The sequence below is a fragment of the Vibrio sp. FE10 genome, assembly GCF_030297155.1.
Classification (GTDB): domain Bacteria; phylum Pseudomonadota; class Gammaproteobacteria; order Enterobacterales; family Vibrionaceae; genus Vibrio; species Vibrio apostichopi.
In genome coordinates this window covers 631,432-645,104 of record NZ_AP028068.1, presented here as the reverse complement: position 1 = coordinate 645,104, position 13,673 = coordinate 631,432, and the positions used below count along the sequence as shown (strand labels likewise).

Genomic DNA, 13,673 nt, shown 5'->3' with positions numbered 1-13,673 from the left:
TCGCATTATAAAATAAGTTATCCACTTCCGCTATTGTTTTAGGTCAAGTTTTTACTTTTTTAATGATATCTGTGACTATAACTCTCAAAATTGCACATTTTTTGTATGGATATTTGGTGTCGTTAAACAAGATTAATACGTTTGTCATATACCCTAAGGTCAATCCAATACAGCCGCTGAAAACAACAATCTAACCTGCTGGTTTGCGTTCTCTTATACGCGTCGAGAACTGGAGTTATCACGAGATGTTTATCGAAAGGGCGTTATGTTTAGGTGGTTCTGGTTCGGCTGTGCATTTAGAGCTAAATAAGTGTAGCTGAAGGGAAAGAGGATGAGATGGCTTAAGCTATTAATATTACGTGAAGCGGTGTCAGCGAGTCGATGCAGAGCAAGGCAATCACATTTTAGTCATTGCCGTACATTCTATCGTTATGAATTTTATATACATATTGGTAAAAAGGTGTACTTTAGCTAGACTTATAACTGGCGAAGTAAAGTGTGTTTGCAGCAAAAAAAAGCCCAAAGCGATGATGTATCACTTTGAGCTATTTTACTAATCTTCTAACACTAACTCGCTTTCGTATTCTTCCCTTGGCACTTCACCGCGTTTGCAGCCGTTTAGGGTATGAAAGCGACGGCGTCCACGAGCTAGTTGAATGTACTTCAACCAAACAAGGTCTAACTTGGACTTTGCCTTATGAGGGTGAGACAACACTTTGATGAAGTGTTTTTCTTCTGCATTGATTGGCGTTAGTTCACCAGTCTCAAGTGCAAGCATAGTGTCACCAAACAAGGTTAGGATTTCCTCTTCTGACAGAGTAAAATTACCTGATTTAGCGAACCCTCGTGGGAATTTAATGGTGTCATAAAAACGTTTTTTTCCGTGTCGGAATTCGGTCTCAGACATATCAGCCTCAATAATGTGGTTAGATAGAAATTAGTGTTTGTTGCTCACGCGAAAATATTGTTAAAAGGCTAAAATAGGAAACAAAACGTTTTTGCCTTTACGATAAACAATCCTAGATCGGCTAGTTAGCAGATTTATTACAGAGATGTATTTGATGGATGTGAAAGTATTTAGAACCTTTCTTGAGGTTGCAAGGGTGCGCCATTTTGGGCGTGCAGCTGAAAACTTGTATTTAACGCAAGCGGCGGTGAGTGCGCGAATCAAACAGCTTGAAGGCTATTTTGATACTCAGCTCTTCATTCGTGACCGCAATAACATCAAGCTCACCTCTTCCGGTGAACGTTTGATCGGTTATGCGGAAGTGATGGTGTCTACCCTACAACAGGCCAAATTTGAGCTGTCGTTAGAGAGTGGCAAAGCCTTGCAGTTAACACTGGGCGGCACTCCCAATATTTGGGATGCGTATCTGCAAAACTGTTTGAGTGTGGTGACCGATTCTTTCGGCGGCTACGGCTTCATGGCAGAGGTGATGGGGCGCGAGCAACTCAACCGTAATTTGCTAGAACGAACCTTAGACATGGCTTTTGCTTTCGATCAGATCAAAGCGGAAGAACTGAACTGTAAAAAAGTCGCTGACTTGGTTTTGGTGTTGGTATCAACCCAGCAAGATGACTTGGAATCTGTATTCCAACATAAATACGTTTATGTCGACTGGGGAACACGTTTTGGTTCTGAACACGCCGAGCGCCACCCGAAAGTGCCTGCGCCGTATCTACGTACCTCAACAGCTCGTATCGCTTTAGACTTTATCTTAGAGAAAGGGGGCAGTGCTTATTTACCTGTTTCGATGGTTGAGCCTTTTATCGACTCTGGTCAGCTGCACAAGGTGAAAGGGGTCGAGGATTGGTATCGTCCTATCTACTTAAGCTACCGTAAAAGCAGCACCTCAGTTGACGCTATCATGCAGGTTGAGAAGTTGGTTAATGAGATTGACCCATCTACCGCTTACACGTTACAACAAGCCGCTGAACAGGCACCTGAGTAGCGGTATTCGTTGTCAGTATGTTGATGAAATAAAAAGTTGATTCGATAAAAAATGGCTCCCAACTATCTATATAGTCGGGAGCCATTTTTGTTTTTAAACCAGTTTAAGCCTGTTATCCGTAAGCTATTTTAAAGCGTTATGCTTTCAACAAGCTATAGGTTCATTAAGTTCTCAATGGACTCTTCAAGAGAGTGATATAGATAGGAATGGATCTGATGTCCATCGGTTGCGTCTATTTCAATCTTAGAAATCCCGTTGCTCGCTTTATCTTCAAGAAAGCTGAGAGATTGTTCGACCGATTGACTGGTGAGAACTTGTTGATTTGATAAAACAATACGACACGTGTGTAAAACCATAGCCTTTTTCCTTATTATTCAATAGGTCTCTGCATCTTGGCGTGCTAAGTACCTATCGTTGACGTTGTGAGAAGAGTACCTTCTCTAGGTTAAATTTAGTCGAATTGAATAAAATTAAAACCTTTTTTGTGATTTATCTGACCTTCGCTTCCGAAAATGGCTAGCGACAATGGAAGTTCACGGTAAACTTTTAGTTATCAGAGTGAAGGTTATGAGCAAAGGGAAGAGCACAACATGTCGAAAAACATTCATCACAACAGTACATTAACGAGTGAACAGTGCCATCTAGCTCGTTATGCACGAGACGCTCGTTTTGATGGGATGTTTTTTACTGCGGTGAAAACCACGGGCATTTTTTGTCGACCTATTTGCCCAGCAAGCCCACCCAAAGAAGAAAATGTCGAATATTTTTCTCATCAAGCTCAGGCTTTGAAAGCGGGTTATCGTCCTTGCTTACGTTGTCGCCCAGACAGCGCACCTTTCTCTCCAGCATGGAAAGGGGTTGAGACTACCTTTCTGCGAGCTTTGCAGTTAATCGATAATGGCGCACTGAATTCAGGATCGATTGTCGACCTTGCTACTCGATTAGGCATTTCAGATCGTTATCTACGAACCCTATTCGACAATTACATCGGGGTGTCACCGAAGCAATATAGTCTTTATAGCCAATTGATGTTTGCCAAGCAGTTACTGCATACCAGCAGCATGAGTATTACCGATGTGGGTTTTGCGAGTGGGTTTAACAGCACGCGCCGCTTCAATGATGCTTTCCAAAAAGAATTGCAGCTTTCGCCAAGCCAAATCCGAAGAGCTAAGCCAAATAACAACCTAAGTAATCATATCCAGTTAAGTTTTCATGGCCCGTTGGATTGGAGTCATTTGTTGGGTTTTTATCGACGACGAATGATTGAAGGCTTAGAAGAGGTGGGTGAAGACTATTACCAGCGCACAGTGAACGTGAACGGTTCAAAAGGCTGGTTCAAGGCCACTTTAGTCAAAGAAAACTGCCTAGATATTGAGTTTGAGTTAGATGATATGAGCCAATTAAGAAGCTTGATCGCTAATATTCGACGGATGTTCGACCTTGATGTCGACATCAGCAAGGTTGAAGCTTTCTTTACCACCATTGACCCTAACTTGGTCGCTAAAAGCGGCATTCGCATTCCGGGTGTGTGGAGTGCTTGGGAGGCTGGAGTCAGAGCGATTCTCGGGCAGCAAGTCTCTGTAACGGCGGCGATTGGCCAGCTTAACTTGTTGGTAAGAGAGCTTTCTGGTTCAGATGAGAAAACTTACTTTCCGACACCCAAGCAAATAGCCGATGCTGATGTGAGTTTTTTAAGAATGCCGGGAAGCCGAAAGGAAACCTTGAAGCGTTTTGCTGAGTACATGGTCGATAACGAATCAGAGCATCCTTCTAAGTGGATTGACCTAAAGGGCATTGGACCTTGGACGATTCAATATGCGCTGCTTCGAGGGTTAAGCGAGCCTAACCACTTATTGGTTGGTGATTTGGTGGTGAAGAAGTTCATTGAGCATCGCCCTGCCATTAATGCGGAGAGCGTTTCACCTTGGGGAAGCTACGCAACGTTCCATTGTTGGAATCAATCTTAATCGGAATACTAAGCTAGGAGATATCATGGCTAACCGTTTTACTTATTATGAGAGCCCATTGGGCACGGTGACTTTACAGGCGAACGATGAAGGGTTGCTAGGTCTTTGGTTTGAAATATATACCACCAAGCCTGATGAATTAGGTGTTCGAGATGATAGCTTTCCGATCTTTGAATTGGTTGCCGACCAGCTCAATCGCTATTTTTCTGGTGAGGCTATCCAATTTTCTGTGCCGATCGCCGCAAAGGGCACGCCATTTCAGCACTCGGTTTGGCAAGCGCTCATGACGATTCCTTATGGAGAAACATGGAGCTATGCGCAATTGGCGGACGCGATTGGTAATCCAAAGGCCGTTCGTGCCGTTGGTTTAGCCAATGGTAAAAATCCGGTATCAGTGATTGTGCCGTGCCATCGAGTTATTGGTAAAAATGGCAAATTGACTGGATATGCGGGCGGCGTAGAACGCAAACAACGCTTGTTGGTTATTGAGGGAAGAGAAGAAGATTAAAGAGTCTTTTGTCGGAATGTTTGTTGATGATTACGTATTAATGGCTGGTCAACGTTAACGGTTCTTAAAGTGTGACTTTGCAATAAAACGGCCGCTTTCTGGAAAATACTTATTTGGTTGCATATCCTTTAACCATGCTCTCTAGGCAAGGATGCCCAAATGAATCGCCATCATTCTCTGATAATCGGTTGCAGCAGCGCACTATTGTTGACGGGTTGCTTAACCGATACCACACGTCCCTTCGAAGTCCCACGGCTTGTTTTATTCAGTGGCATGTACGAGAACGCGGACAATGACAGTTATCTCGAATTTGAGTCGGGACAAGTCATTTATCAATCGGTAAACAACAGTGTTACCCGCAGTTATCATGTCGAAGATGACTTGATCAGCATTGAGCTTAATTCAGGCAATAGTCGTAAGGGGCCAGGGTTAGTCATGCGAATCCATCAAGAAGGTGCGATGCTCACGTGCAATCAGTTTCCAGCCATGCAGTTAAGCAATATCTGGACACGAGTTGAGAAGCCGCGGGATGATACGGCCTTCTAGATACTTACCTTAACTAGTTACTTTCTTTAAACAAACTCTCCTTAAACAGACTTTTCTTAAAAAAGATCACCGTTCAACCAAAGGTGTGCCGCAATACTCACAACGTAACCAATCATGATCACTGGCATCCATTTTAGGTGACCAAAGAAGGTGTATTTGCCGTGTGCCGCCCCCATTAATGCCACGCCCGCTGCGCTACCAATCGACAATAAGCTACCGCCCACACCTGCCGTTAAGGTAATTAACAACCAGTTACCTATCGACATTTGAGGCTCCATTGATAACACCGCAAACATAACAGGAATGTTATCGACAATCGCAGACAAGATCCCCACCATGATGTTGGCCCAAATTGGATCCCATTGGCTGTACATCACCCCAGAAGCGAGTTCCAAATACCCAAGCAGACTTAAACCACCCACACACATTACAACCCCGTAGAAGAACAATAACGTGTCCCATTCGGCATGCGACACTCTTCGAAATACATCAAATGGCACCACCGAGCCTAATCGCTTAAGTGCCCCCTCGTCGTTATTAGCAATCGCCACCGCTTTTTTCTTAGCGAGTGAATTGGGCAAGGTCTTACGTAAGTAGTATCCAAAGAACTGCAGATAGGCGAGCCCCATCATCATGCCCATCACCGGAGGGAAGTGAATCACGGCGTGGAAAGCAACCGCTGTGGCAATCGTCATGATGAACAAAAATACGATCCTTCTCGCCCCACGTTTTAGCTCGATATGTTGGTGAACCGTATCGGGTTGAGATGTCGGAACAAAGTAAGACATGATCAAGGCTGGAACAACGTAGTTCATGACTGAGGGGATAAATAGGGGAAGAAACTCGCTAAAACTGACGTAGCCTGCCTGCCATACCATCAGCGTTGTGATGTCCCCGAATGGACTGAATGCGCCGCCAGCATTGGCCGCAATCACTATATTCACACAGGCAAGGTTTACGAATTTTGGATTGGAGCCTGCTACCTTGAGAACCACGGCACACATTAATAAAGCGGTGGTGAGGTTGTCGGCGATCGGCGAGATAAAGAAGGCCAGAATACCGGTTAACCAAAAAAGAGATCGGAAGTTAAAGCCTTTACCTACCATCCAAGCTTGAAGCGCATCAAATAGTCTTCTTTCTTCCATAGCGCTGATGTACGTCATCGCGACCAATAGGAAAAGCAGTAATTCAGCGTATTCGAGTAGGTTGTGTTCGAGTGCTTGTTTCGCTACCTCAGTGAGGTTGTATTCTTGGTAGGTGAAGCCGATGATGATCCAAATGAGACCAGCAGCAAGTAAAACCGGCTTGGATTTTCGGAGCTTTAGGTATTCTTCCATCATCACGACGATGTAGGCGACAACGAAAATGGTGAGGGATAGATATCCAACAAATGAATTGGTGAGCTTGAGAGGTTCTCCCAACTGAGCAGTAGCAGCGCCCGCCACAGTAGAAAAAAACAAGAAAGAGAGAACAACTGAAAGCTGGATACCTAGCATGGATTACGCTCCGAAGTTAATAAGTCATTAACACGGGTAAAAGCGTAGACCTAAATAACCATGTGGAGCGTGATAGATATCTTAATAATTCAATAGATTATGTTGAATACCAGAAACTATGATGGAAAGCTTAGATAAGGGCGAAAGCCGTAAACTAAAGTGAAACGCGTAGATTATGGTGACAAGCGTAAATCATTGGAAAATAGAGATGAAGTGAAAAAGCCCTATCGAACACTATGTCGATAGAGCTCCCTCTAAATCGCCAACACTATGCTGCATTTTGAGCGAACGTCATTGTTTGCTCTACAGCACATACCTCAACAGGCCAGCCGTAGGATTGGTATTCCATCGCAAGTTGGTCCGCAACTGCGCGAGAAACCGTTGCTGTGATCCACATACCTTTACCCATTACTTGATACTTAAGTGTTTTCATTTCCATATTAACCACTGCTCTCCTTCAATATTGGCAGCGCGAAGTCTATAGCACCTCCATTTGCTGGAATTTCGAATTAAGCTCAAATCCTTTATAAAATGGCTCATCGTTTCCGCTCGGCTTAAAACTTAATCAACGAGAAGCAAACGGTTGCACTTTGGAAGCGAAATCACCTTTTAAGTATTTGTATTATAATCGAATTAAAATGGAGCGCATAAACCCTTGTGAGATATCTCTCACGTGATTATCAGAGATCGGCTTGCGTGAGTGATTCTTTCTTGATGCTTGATTTGTGTGGCGATTCTGTATGTTTTCGGTTGCGTTGTTGAGGCGAATTTGGATTAGTTTTGTATGTGAAATATTCTAAACTTTCTAGCAATAGCTTCTAGTTTTCAATCCAAATCACAGTTTTATATGTTGCTGTTGTTCTTTTATTCAAACCGATACGCTATTTGATTTTGGTCAGTAACCTTTTGCTCATTAGTTTGCACTATCTATACGTGTTCTGTTCCACATAAACGAGATGTATAGAGGTCCTTATGACTAATCCAACCAAAACCGATCGTAAAGTCACGATCGGCAGTTACATCGCACTCGCTTTCGCGATTGTGTTTTTTTCAGGCTTAATGCAGTCCAACGAATGGTATGGCGTATTAGATTTTACGACGCTCAACGGTTCGTTTGGCCAAGTCGCTTACGATGTCAGTGAGACAGCCGATGGTGTTCAAGCAGCAACTACTTCTTTACGTGGTAAAGGTGGTAGTGGTGCTCGTGACGGTTTCATTTTTGCTTTGACACTTATTCCGACCGTGATGTTTGCACTAGGCATGATCAACGTTCTTGAGCATTACGGCGCGCTAGATGCAGCTCGTAAACTGCTTACCCCTTTACTTCGTCCTTTGATGGGCATTCCGGGTAACTCAGGCTTGGCACTGATCGCTTCTCTGCAAAGTACCGATGCGGGCGCGGCGATGACAAGGCAGCTCAAAGATGAAGGGCACCTGACTAAGCGTGAAACCGATGTCTTCACTATGTTCCAGTTCACCGCGGGTGCAGCTATCGTTAACTTCTTCTCTTCTGGTGCGGTGTTGTTCACGCTGACGGCGATGGATGGTTCGCTTGCTGTGACTTCGTCTATTGGTTTAGCGGTTGCTGTGATGTTTGTTTTCAAATTTGTTGGTGCGAACCTATTCCGTATCTACCTCAATATTACTGAAGGCAAAGAAGACAAACCAAAAGCAGATAAAGAACAAAAACTGGAAGAGGAAGTAGCATAATGAGCGAAGTTAAAGCAAAGAAACCAATGGTTACTGATATTTTCGTTGAAGGTGCTAAGAAAGGCTGGGTCATTGCGACAACCTCTACAGTACCTAATGTTCTAATGGCATTCGTCATCATCAAAGCATTACAAATCACAGGTGCGCTTGACCTGATGGGCAGTGTGTTTGCACCTATCATGGCGGTATTTGGTTTACCGGGCGAAGCGGCAGCAGTATTGATTGGCGCGTGGATGTCGATGGGTGGTGCGGTTGGTGTGGTTATTACGCTGTTTGACCAAGGTATCTTGAACGGAACTCATATTGCTATCTTGGCGCCAGCTATCTACTTGATGGGCTCTCAGGTGCAATACATGGGTCGTATCATGGGGCCAATCGGTACAGAAGGTCGCTACATTCCAGTGATGATCGCGATTTCGGTATTGAATGCCTTTGGTGCGATGTTCCTGATGAACATTATTTTGTAACGTTAATCAGCTTGATTTCAAACGTCACAAAAAAGGAAACCCCGTTTGGCTTTCACCAAACGGGGTCTATTCTTTTTGTAGCCATCCTGCTACCGACGTTGTTACTTATTCTTTTAAATAAGGTAACGTATGCTTCCTGCATCGTTCCTTGATCTGGCTAAATCCTTTAACCTATCCAATTCATCGCCTTCCTAGCGGTGTCCTTGCTAACTCATCATCCTGACAAGTGACTCTATCCTAGAGCATAACTTCCTTGCTGATAACTCATCCTAAGCCATCAAATCTTCATCCTGAAGATACCTAATCCATTAGGCTTTTTCCTGTTCCTGCCAACTCCCTGTCGACATGTGTATTAAACACTGTGGAGGCTTTGCTCGCAATTGACCTTGGGAAATAAATATCCTCGCTCATTAAAATAAATATGCGTGGATTCATACAAAACAAGGGGTTGGGTTTGTATTTTAGGAATTTTCTGCGAAGCTTGATTGTGATCTCTTACGTTCGATGTGAGAGATCTCTTACAAATGTTCGGGCGCGAATATCCTTCTATGTTGACCTCATCCGTTAATAGGCAGGTGAAACACCCCCAACAAACTCCAAGTAATAGGGAAATATGATGGTAACAGCACTTTACGCAGCCTTGCTGACGGTCGTAATGATTTGGTTAGCGATTGAAGTTATTAAGCAGAGGCGAATCAATCTTGTTGCTCATGCCGATGGCGGTGTTGAGTCGTTGCAGATAGCTCGATCGGCACAAAGTAACGCAATGGATTACATCCCAATCACGGTTATCTTGATGGGATTGTTAGAGATGAATGGTGCTGATGTTTGGCTTATTCACGTACTTGGCGTAGCGTTTATTCTGGGACGAGTTATTCATGCAAAAGGCATTTTAGCGAAGAACTTCAAAGGTCGAAAAGTGGGTATGGTGTTAACGCTTATCTGCATGATCTCTTTGATTGTCCTAAACTTAGTTTATCTACCTTTTGATAAAATGTTCTAGGGACGACTATGGCATTGCGCCTTCCTCCTGCTTGGGCGATTGTCCTCGCAGGTCTTATACTTAACGTCATGGCGATTGTCATGTCGAGTTTAGTGTTAGACAAAATTGAAGCGGAGAAAGCAGAATACAACGATCGTAAATACGGCAATGTGTACTCAATACAACTGGCCTGGAACACGATCGAAACCTTAGAGCGCAAGCGTGAAGCGATTCTGATTCACCTAGATAAATCATCAGCAGAAAGGGCTCAACCCGCTACCGCTTTAGACGAAGCGTTGCGAGGTCAGTTAAGGCGCTGGGTTGATGATGAAGTTCCCACCATCTCGTTGGCTAATTTATCTAAGCTTATGATGCTGATAAACAGTGCCCAAGAATCGCAGCGAACTCGAATCGATAACTACTATTTGGATAACCTGACTTTGGTTGAATTAATCCAAAGACTCGACGAGAAAATGGCTTTCTATAAGAACATCGCCTTGTTTCTTCAGGTATTTGGTTTGGCACTTATTTTAGCTCGAGACCTAGCAAGAAGACCTTAACGAGAAGACCCTAACAAGAAAACCTTAGAGGTGAGCTTCCCACAACTTGTACATGTATCGCTAGCGAGACTCGCTTGGCAGATTAGGGTGCTGTTGGCCTTGGTACTTTGGTAGCTGTTCTTTCAATCCTTTAAACGTGCTCAGCGCACTGCCAATCGATAACTTGTTCATTAGCCAATTTGGCAGTATGCCACCTGCGTTCGCATAAGCGGTATAGGTGATGTAACTGTTGCCATTGGTGAGCGGTTGCAATGTCCAAAGCGCATCCACATCATAAATTCGAATGTACCCTGACTCTTTCGCTAAATAGTTAGACGCATCCTTAATCGACAAGACAAACTGCCCATCTTCAATGCTGTATTTTGAGTAGGTCACCATATCTCTATCTCTGGCAGGCCATGGCGCTTTGAATTGGGTATAGACGATGTTTTCAGACTTAGATATCTGCATCAAGACACGACTTTTCGACACATTATCTATCCAGTTTGGTACGTTTTCGCTGTCTTCTAATAACAGTAAAAAACCAGAATAGGTGGTGGGCGTTTGCATTTGTGCTCGTATTTCTACCAAGCCTTCGCTATGAGGTCTCTTATCAATGATGATGCCATCTTCACTTTTTACGAACTGCCATGGGGTGGCGCAGGTGAGTGTTGAGAAGGCACAGAGCCCGAGTACCAAAATCCTAGGTAATATCATTATTCTTCCATGAAAAGAAAAGCTTATCTTTTAGGAGTATAGAATAAAAATGGATTTGATTCGTACTGAGGGTTTATTGATTTTTCATAAGCTTGAGCGACATATCGTTGTTTATTGTGGTGTTAACAATGGTTGGCGGTTTTCCTATATTTTTGGACGGTCAAAATGAAAACGGAAGCGTTCGGTCGCTTCCGTTTTTGTTACTGGGCAATGGATAAACGTTGAATGCTAGAACTTAAAGCTTATAGGCTTCGACGGTTTTTATAGTGGTCCAATTGCTGTTGGCGTCTTGGATGAATTCTTGTGTGTTCTCCAACCAACGTTTTTGAACTGACTTATCTAAGTTCAAGTACAGCTTCCCATCTTCTACTTTCCAAGCTAGTGGGTCTGTTTCAAATTTCTTACCCATTGCCACACCAAAGGCACAATAGCCGCCATATTGAGGTGCATAAGCTTGTGGGTTAGCTCGGAATTCATCTCGGTTTTCACTGCTCACAAAGTTATAAATCGCATTCTTATAAGTCGCTGTGAACTCAGATGTGCCTTTAACTGGCCCTTCATTGGCAAAGTAAGCGACAGGGTCATAACCTTTAATGGCGAGGTCATTGTTGTCGACGCTCATATCAAGATCTGCGGCCATTAAAGAAAAGCTGGTTCCAAGTAGCGCGGCCAATAGCGTGATTTTTTGACTGGTCGATTTCATGTGTGACATATCAAGTTCCTTGTCAGTGTTAGTTATCTTGTTTGAAGTAATTTAGCCCACTCGTCCGGTCTATAAAGGGACAAAAGAACTAAAAAGTAAGCGAATCGTTCGGAGGATGCATGGATCTGCTGTCACAACTAATGGAACACTTCTCGATACGCACTGGCGTTTTCTATTCTGGGAACCTGTGTGGAGTGTCGTCGTTTAACGCGCAACAAGGCAAAGAGGGGCATCTTCACGTATTGAGTGCCGGTGAGTTGACTCTGTCGAGTGCTAATACGGAACACAGGAAGCTCTCCCAACCTTGTATCGTCTATTTACCCAATAGCACACCACACGCAATTGAAGGTTTCGGAGGTGGCGCGGAAATCGTGTGTGCGAGTGTGGAATATCGAGCAGGGCAGATGAATCCATTGTTGTCTGCGCTTCCTGATGTGATCGTGATTCCGTTTGAGGACGCACCTAACTTAATGCCTGTGATAGAGGTGTTATTTCGAGAATCGAGCCAAGAGTCATCAGGGCAGCAATACTTAATGGATAAGTTGAGTGATGCGTTAATGGCTTTGATTTTCCGCCATCTCATTGAACAACAGCAGATCGATCAAGGTGTATTTTCTGCGCTTGCTCATCCGCGGCTTGCTCCGGTCGTTACTGCGATTCATCTAATGCCTGCTCGCCACTTTTCGATCGAGCAAATGGCTTCATTGGCAGCGATGTCGCGAACTCAGTTTATAGAAGCGTTCAAGCGTGAAGTCGGTGAAACCCCAGGTGACTATGTACAAAAGTGGCGGGTGTCTGTGGCTCAGTCGTTGCTGTTACAGAACAAGCCCATCAATTGGGTGGCGGACGAAGTGGGGTACAACAGCTATTCTGGCTTCGCTCGAGCTTTTCAGCACGTTGCGGGAATGTCGCCGCGTTTGTGGCTAAAGCAAAACCTGTCGTGAATCGCTTGGCAACCCTAGTTGAAATGTGGCTATTAGCATGCGGCGAGTCTATGTTTTAGCGGAAATTGAGCGTAGTTTGTTCATTTCTCGAATGACGGTGTAAAAAGGTGGACTTTATAAGCTCGTTGTAACATTCTGCCCGTCCTATTTTATCAGACATCAATGAGACGAAGTGCCTGCTGAACATTATTCAGCCTCCCGTATCTCATTAAAGCACTAAGGAGTTTAACTTGAACCTATTTGTAAGAGACCTTACCGTTATCGATTCTTCATATATCTGTGAACACAGAGGGGTCGTAGGAGATAGTTGGATTTTAGATGTCACCATGTCTGGTGAACTGAACGAAATGAGCATGGTTCTGGACTTTAGCAGAGTCAAAAAGCAGATCAAACAGCTGGTTGATCAACATGTTGATCACCGCTTACTGCTGCCAATGAAAAACGCTGCAATCGTGCATCAAGCAAGCAAAGCCGGTTACTCTAAGGTAGATGTGCTGCGTGGTAACAAGAGCTTGCACCTGCATTGCCCTGATGAAGCATACTGCCTGATTGATGCTGAGGCGATCACCATCGAGAGTGTGACCGCACACGTTTATAATATTCTTCGCGACAACCTTCCAAGTAACGTCACAGGGTTAGAGATTACCCTTCGCCATGAAAACATTAATGGTGCGTTCTACCACTATACTCACGGCTTGAAAAAGCACGATGGTAACTGTCAGCGCATCGCACATGGCCATCGTTCTCCAGTCGAAATCTTGGTTGATGGTCAACGTGACGAACAACGCGAGCAGGCGTTTGCTCAGCGTTGGGAAGATATTTATTTAGGTTCTAAAGAAGACCAAGTTTCGGTCTCTTCATTGAACCTGAGTGAACACGCGAACAGTGTTAATGATGAAAGTCACTATGGTTTCTGCTACACGGCGCCACAAGGCGAATTTGAGCTAGCGATTGCTAAGAGTGAAACGGAAATCTTACCAACAGATACCACGGTTGAATTACTGGCAGGCTATATTGCGGATCAAGTTGCCCCAAGCTTGGCAGAAAACCAGTCACTACAGATCGTCGCTTATGAAGGGGTAGGTAAAGGCGCGATGGCGTTCCTATAGCACCTCACGAGTGAGATAATCTCGGTTCCAATA

At 44.1% G+C, this 13,673-nt stretch carries 16 protein-coding genes; 10 read left to right on the top strand and 6 right to left on the bottom strand.

Going from position 1 to position 13,673, the window contains the following annotated elements; all coding sequences use genetic code 11:
* Positions 1-553: 553 nt before the first annotated feature.
* On the bottom strand, positions 554-907 hold the full coding sequence (locus QUF19_RS19915; protein WP_017107062.1) for a MaoP family protein: 354 nt from the start codon (positions 905-907) through the stop codon (positions 554-556).
* Between the two features lie 154 nt (positions 908-1,061).
* On the opposite strand from QUF19_RS19915, the gene QUF19_RS19910 reads away from it, so the two are divergent.
* The gene (locus QUF19_RS19910; protein ID WP_004732733.1) at positions 1,062-1,952 is read left to right on the top strand and encodes a LysR family transcriptional regulator; all 891 of its coding nucleotides are present in this window, start codon (positions 1,062-1,064) and stop codon (positions 1,950-1,952) included.
* Positions 1,953-2,104: 152 nt separating this feature from the next.
* Here QUF19_RS19910 and QUF19_RS19905 read toward each other — a convergent pair whose 3' ends face one another.
* Positions 2,105-2,308 carry a hypothetical protein gene (locus QUF19_RS19905; protein ID WP_286302588.1) on the bottom strand — a complete coding sequence of 68 codons (204 nt, stop codon included), beginning with the start codon at positions 2,306-2,308 and terminating at the stop codon, positions 2,105-2,107.
* 234 nt (positions 2,309-2,542) lie between these two features.
* On the opposite strand from QUF19_RS19905, the gene QUF19_RS19900 reads away from it, so the two are divergent.
* From QUF19_RS19900 to QUF19_RS19890, 3 genes are all read left to right on the top strand, one after another.
* Positions 2,543-3,919, top strand: coding sequence for an AlkA N-terminal domain-containing protein (locus tag QUF19_RS19900; RefSeq protein ID WP_286302586.1), 1,377 nt, complete (start codon positions 2,543-2,545; stop codon positions 3,917-3,919).
* A gap of 25 nt (positions 3,920-3,944) precedes the next feature.
* On the top strand, positions 3,945-4,427 hold the full coding sequence (locus tag QUF19_RS19895) for a methylated-DNA--[protein]-cysteine S-methyltransferase (RefSeq protein WP_286302584.1): 483 nt from the start codon (positions 3,945-3,947) through the stop codon (positions 4,425-4,427).
* Positions 4,428-4,586: 159 nt separating this feature from the next.
* Positions 4,587-4,973 (top strand): hypothetical protein, encoded by a 387-nt coding sequence (locus QUF19_RS19890; RefSeq protein WP_286302582.1) that lies wholly within the window; start codon positions 4,587-4,589, stop codon positions 4,971-4,973.
* 56 nt (positions 4,974-5,029) lie between these two features.
* Here QUF19_RS19890 and nhaD read toward each other — a convergent pair whose 3' ends face one another.
* Together nhaD and QUF19_RS19880 are read right to left on the bottom strand one after the other, a co-directional pair.
* On the bottom strand, positions 5,030-6,469 hold the full coding sequence (gene nhaD, locus QUF19_RS19885) for a sodium:proton antiporter NhaD (protein ID WP_286302580.1): 1,440 nt from the start codon (positions 6,467-6,469) through the stop codon (positions 5,030-5,032).
* A 268-nt stretch (positions 6,470-6,737) separates the two neighbouring features.
* A complete protein-coding gene (locus QUF19_RS19880; protein ID WP_198595829.1) occupies positions 6,738-6,908 on the bottom strand; it encodes a hypothetical protein in 171 nt (56 codons plus the stop codon).
* Positions 6,909-7,441: 533 nt separating this feature from the next.
* Here QUF19_RS19880 and QUF19_RS19875 point away from each other — a divergent pair.
* From QUF19_RS19875 to QUF19_RS19860, 4 genes are all read left to right on the top strand, one after another.
* Complete coding sequence (locus QUF19_RS19875) at positions 7,442-8,179, top strand: nucleoside recognition domain-containing protein (protein WP_102434586.1); 738 nt, start codon at positions 7,442-7,444, stop codon at positions 8,177-8,179.
* On the top strand, positions 8,179-8,646 hold the full coding sequence (locus QUF19_RS19870) for a YjiG family protein (protein WP_004732741.1): 468 nt from the start codon (positions 8,179-8,181) through the stop codon (positions 8,644-8,646). Before QUF19_RS19875 ends, QUF19_RS19870 begins: the two co-directional genes overlap by 1 nt.
* A 616-nt stretch (positions 8,647-9,262) precedes the next feature.
* Positions 9,263-9,649, top strand: a complete 387-nt coding sequence (locus QUF19_RS19865; protein ID WP_176679000.1) for an MAPEG family protein — start codon at positions 9,263-9,265, stop codon at positions 9,647-9,649.
* An 8-nt stretch (positions 9,650-9,657) separates the two neighbouring features.
* Complete coding sequence (locus QUF19_RS19860) at positions 9,658-10,188, top strand: DNA mismatch repair protein (protein ID WP_286302575.1); 531 nt, start codon at positions 9,658-9,660, stop codon at positions 10,186-10,188.
* Positions 10,189-10,248: 60 nt separating this feature from the next.
* Here QUF19_RS19860 and QUF19_RS19855 read toward each other — a convergent pair whose 3' ends face one another.
* Positions 10,249-10,884 (bottom strand): START domain-containing protein, encoded by a 636-nt coding sequence (locus QUF19_RS19855; RefSeq protein ID WP_286302573.1) that lies wholly within the window; start codon positions 10,882-10,884, stop codon positions 10,249-10,251.
* Between the two features lie 235 nt (positions 10,885-11,119).
* Complete coding sequence (locus tag QUF19_RS19850; RefSeq protein WP_286302571.1) at positions 11,120-11,596, bottom strand: YHS domain-containing (seleno)protein; 477 nt, start codon at positions 11,594-11,596, stop codon at positions 11,120-11,122.
* Between the two features lie 110 nt (positions 11,597-11,706).
* Between QUF19_RS19850 and QUF19_RS19845 the strand changes: the two genes are divergently transcribed.
* Positions 11,707-12,531: an AraC family transcriptional regulator gene (locus tag QUF19_RS19845; RefSeq protein ID WP_286302568.1), complete on the top strand. Its 825-nt coding sequence runs from the start codon at positions 11,707-11,709 to the stop codon at positions 12,529-12,531.
* A 230-nt stretch (positions 12,532-12,761) separates the two neighbouring features.
* A complete protein-coding gene (locus QUF19_RS19840; protein ID WP_286302567.1) occupies positions 12,762-13,640 on the top strand; it encodes a 6-pyruvoyl trahydropterin synthase family protein in 879 nt (292 codons plus the stop codon).
* The last annotated feature ends 33 nt before the right edge of the window (positions 13,641-13,673 follow it).

Excerpts from the sequence above, each read along its gene's own strand:
- QUF19_RS19870 (WP_004732741.1), top strand. The coding sequence starts at position 8,179 with ATGAGCGAAGTTAAAGCAAAGAAACCAATGGTTACTGATATTTTCGTT.
- QUF19_RS19865 (WP_176679000.1), top strand. The coding sequence starts at position 9,263 with ATGGTAACAGCACTTTACGCAGCCTTGCTGACGGTCGTAATGATTTGG.
- QUF19_RS19845 (WP_286302568.1), top strand. The coding sequence starts at position 11,707 with ATGGATCTGCTGTCACAACTAATGGAACACTTCTCGATACGCACTGGC.
- QUF19_RS19895 (WP_286302584.1), top strand. The coding sequence starts at position 3,945 with ATGGCTAACCGTTTTACTTATTATGAGAGCCCATTGGGCACGGTGACT.
- QUF19_RS19905 (WP_286302588.1), bottom strand. The coding sequence starts at position 2,308 with ATGGTTTTACACACGTGTCGTATTGTTTTATCAAATCAACAAGTTCTC.
- QUF19_RS19875 (WP_102434586.1), top strand. The coding sequence starts at position 7,442 with ATGACTAATCCAACCAAAACCGATCGTAAAGTCACGATCGGCAGTTAC.
- QUF19_RS19890 (WP_286302582.1), top strand. The coding sequence starts at position 4,587 with ATGAATCGCCATCATTCTCTGATAATCGGTTGCAGCAGCGCACTATTG.
- QUF19_RS19915 (WP_017107062.1), bottom strand. The coding sequence starts at position 907 with ATGTCTGAGACCGAATTCCGACACGGAAAAAAACGTTTTTATGACACC.
- QUF19_RS19860 (WP_286302575.1), top strand. The coding sequence starts at position 9,658 with ATGGCATTGCGCCTTCCTCCTGCTTGGGCGATTGTCCTCGCAGGTCTT.
- QUF19_RS19910 (WP_004732733.1), top strand. The coding sequence starts at position 1,062 with ATGGATGTGAAAGTATTTAGAACCTTTCTTGAGGTTGCAAGGGTGCGC.
- QUF19_RS19900 (WP_286302586.1), top strand. The coding sequence starts at position 2,543 with ATGTCGAAAAACATTCATCACAACAGTACATTAACGAGTGAACAGTGC.
- QUF19_RS19880 (WP_198595829.1), bottom strand. The coding sequence starts at position 6,908 with ATGGAAATGAAAACACTTAAGTATCAAGTAATGGGTAAAGGTATGTGG.
- QUF19_RS19855 (WP_286302573.1), bottom strand. The coding sequence starts at position 10,884 with ATGATATTACCTAGGATTTTGGTACTCGGGCTCTGTGCCTTCTCAACA.
- QUF19_RS19850 (WP_286302571.1), bottom strand. The coding sequence starts at position 11,596 with ATGTCACACATGAAATCGACCAGTCAAAAAATCACGCTATTGGCCGCG.
- nhaD (WP_286302580.1), bottom strand. The coding sequence starts at position 6,469 with ATGCTAGGTATCCAGCTTTCAGTTGTTCTCTCTTTCTTGTTTTTTTCT.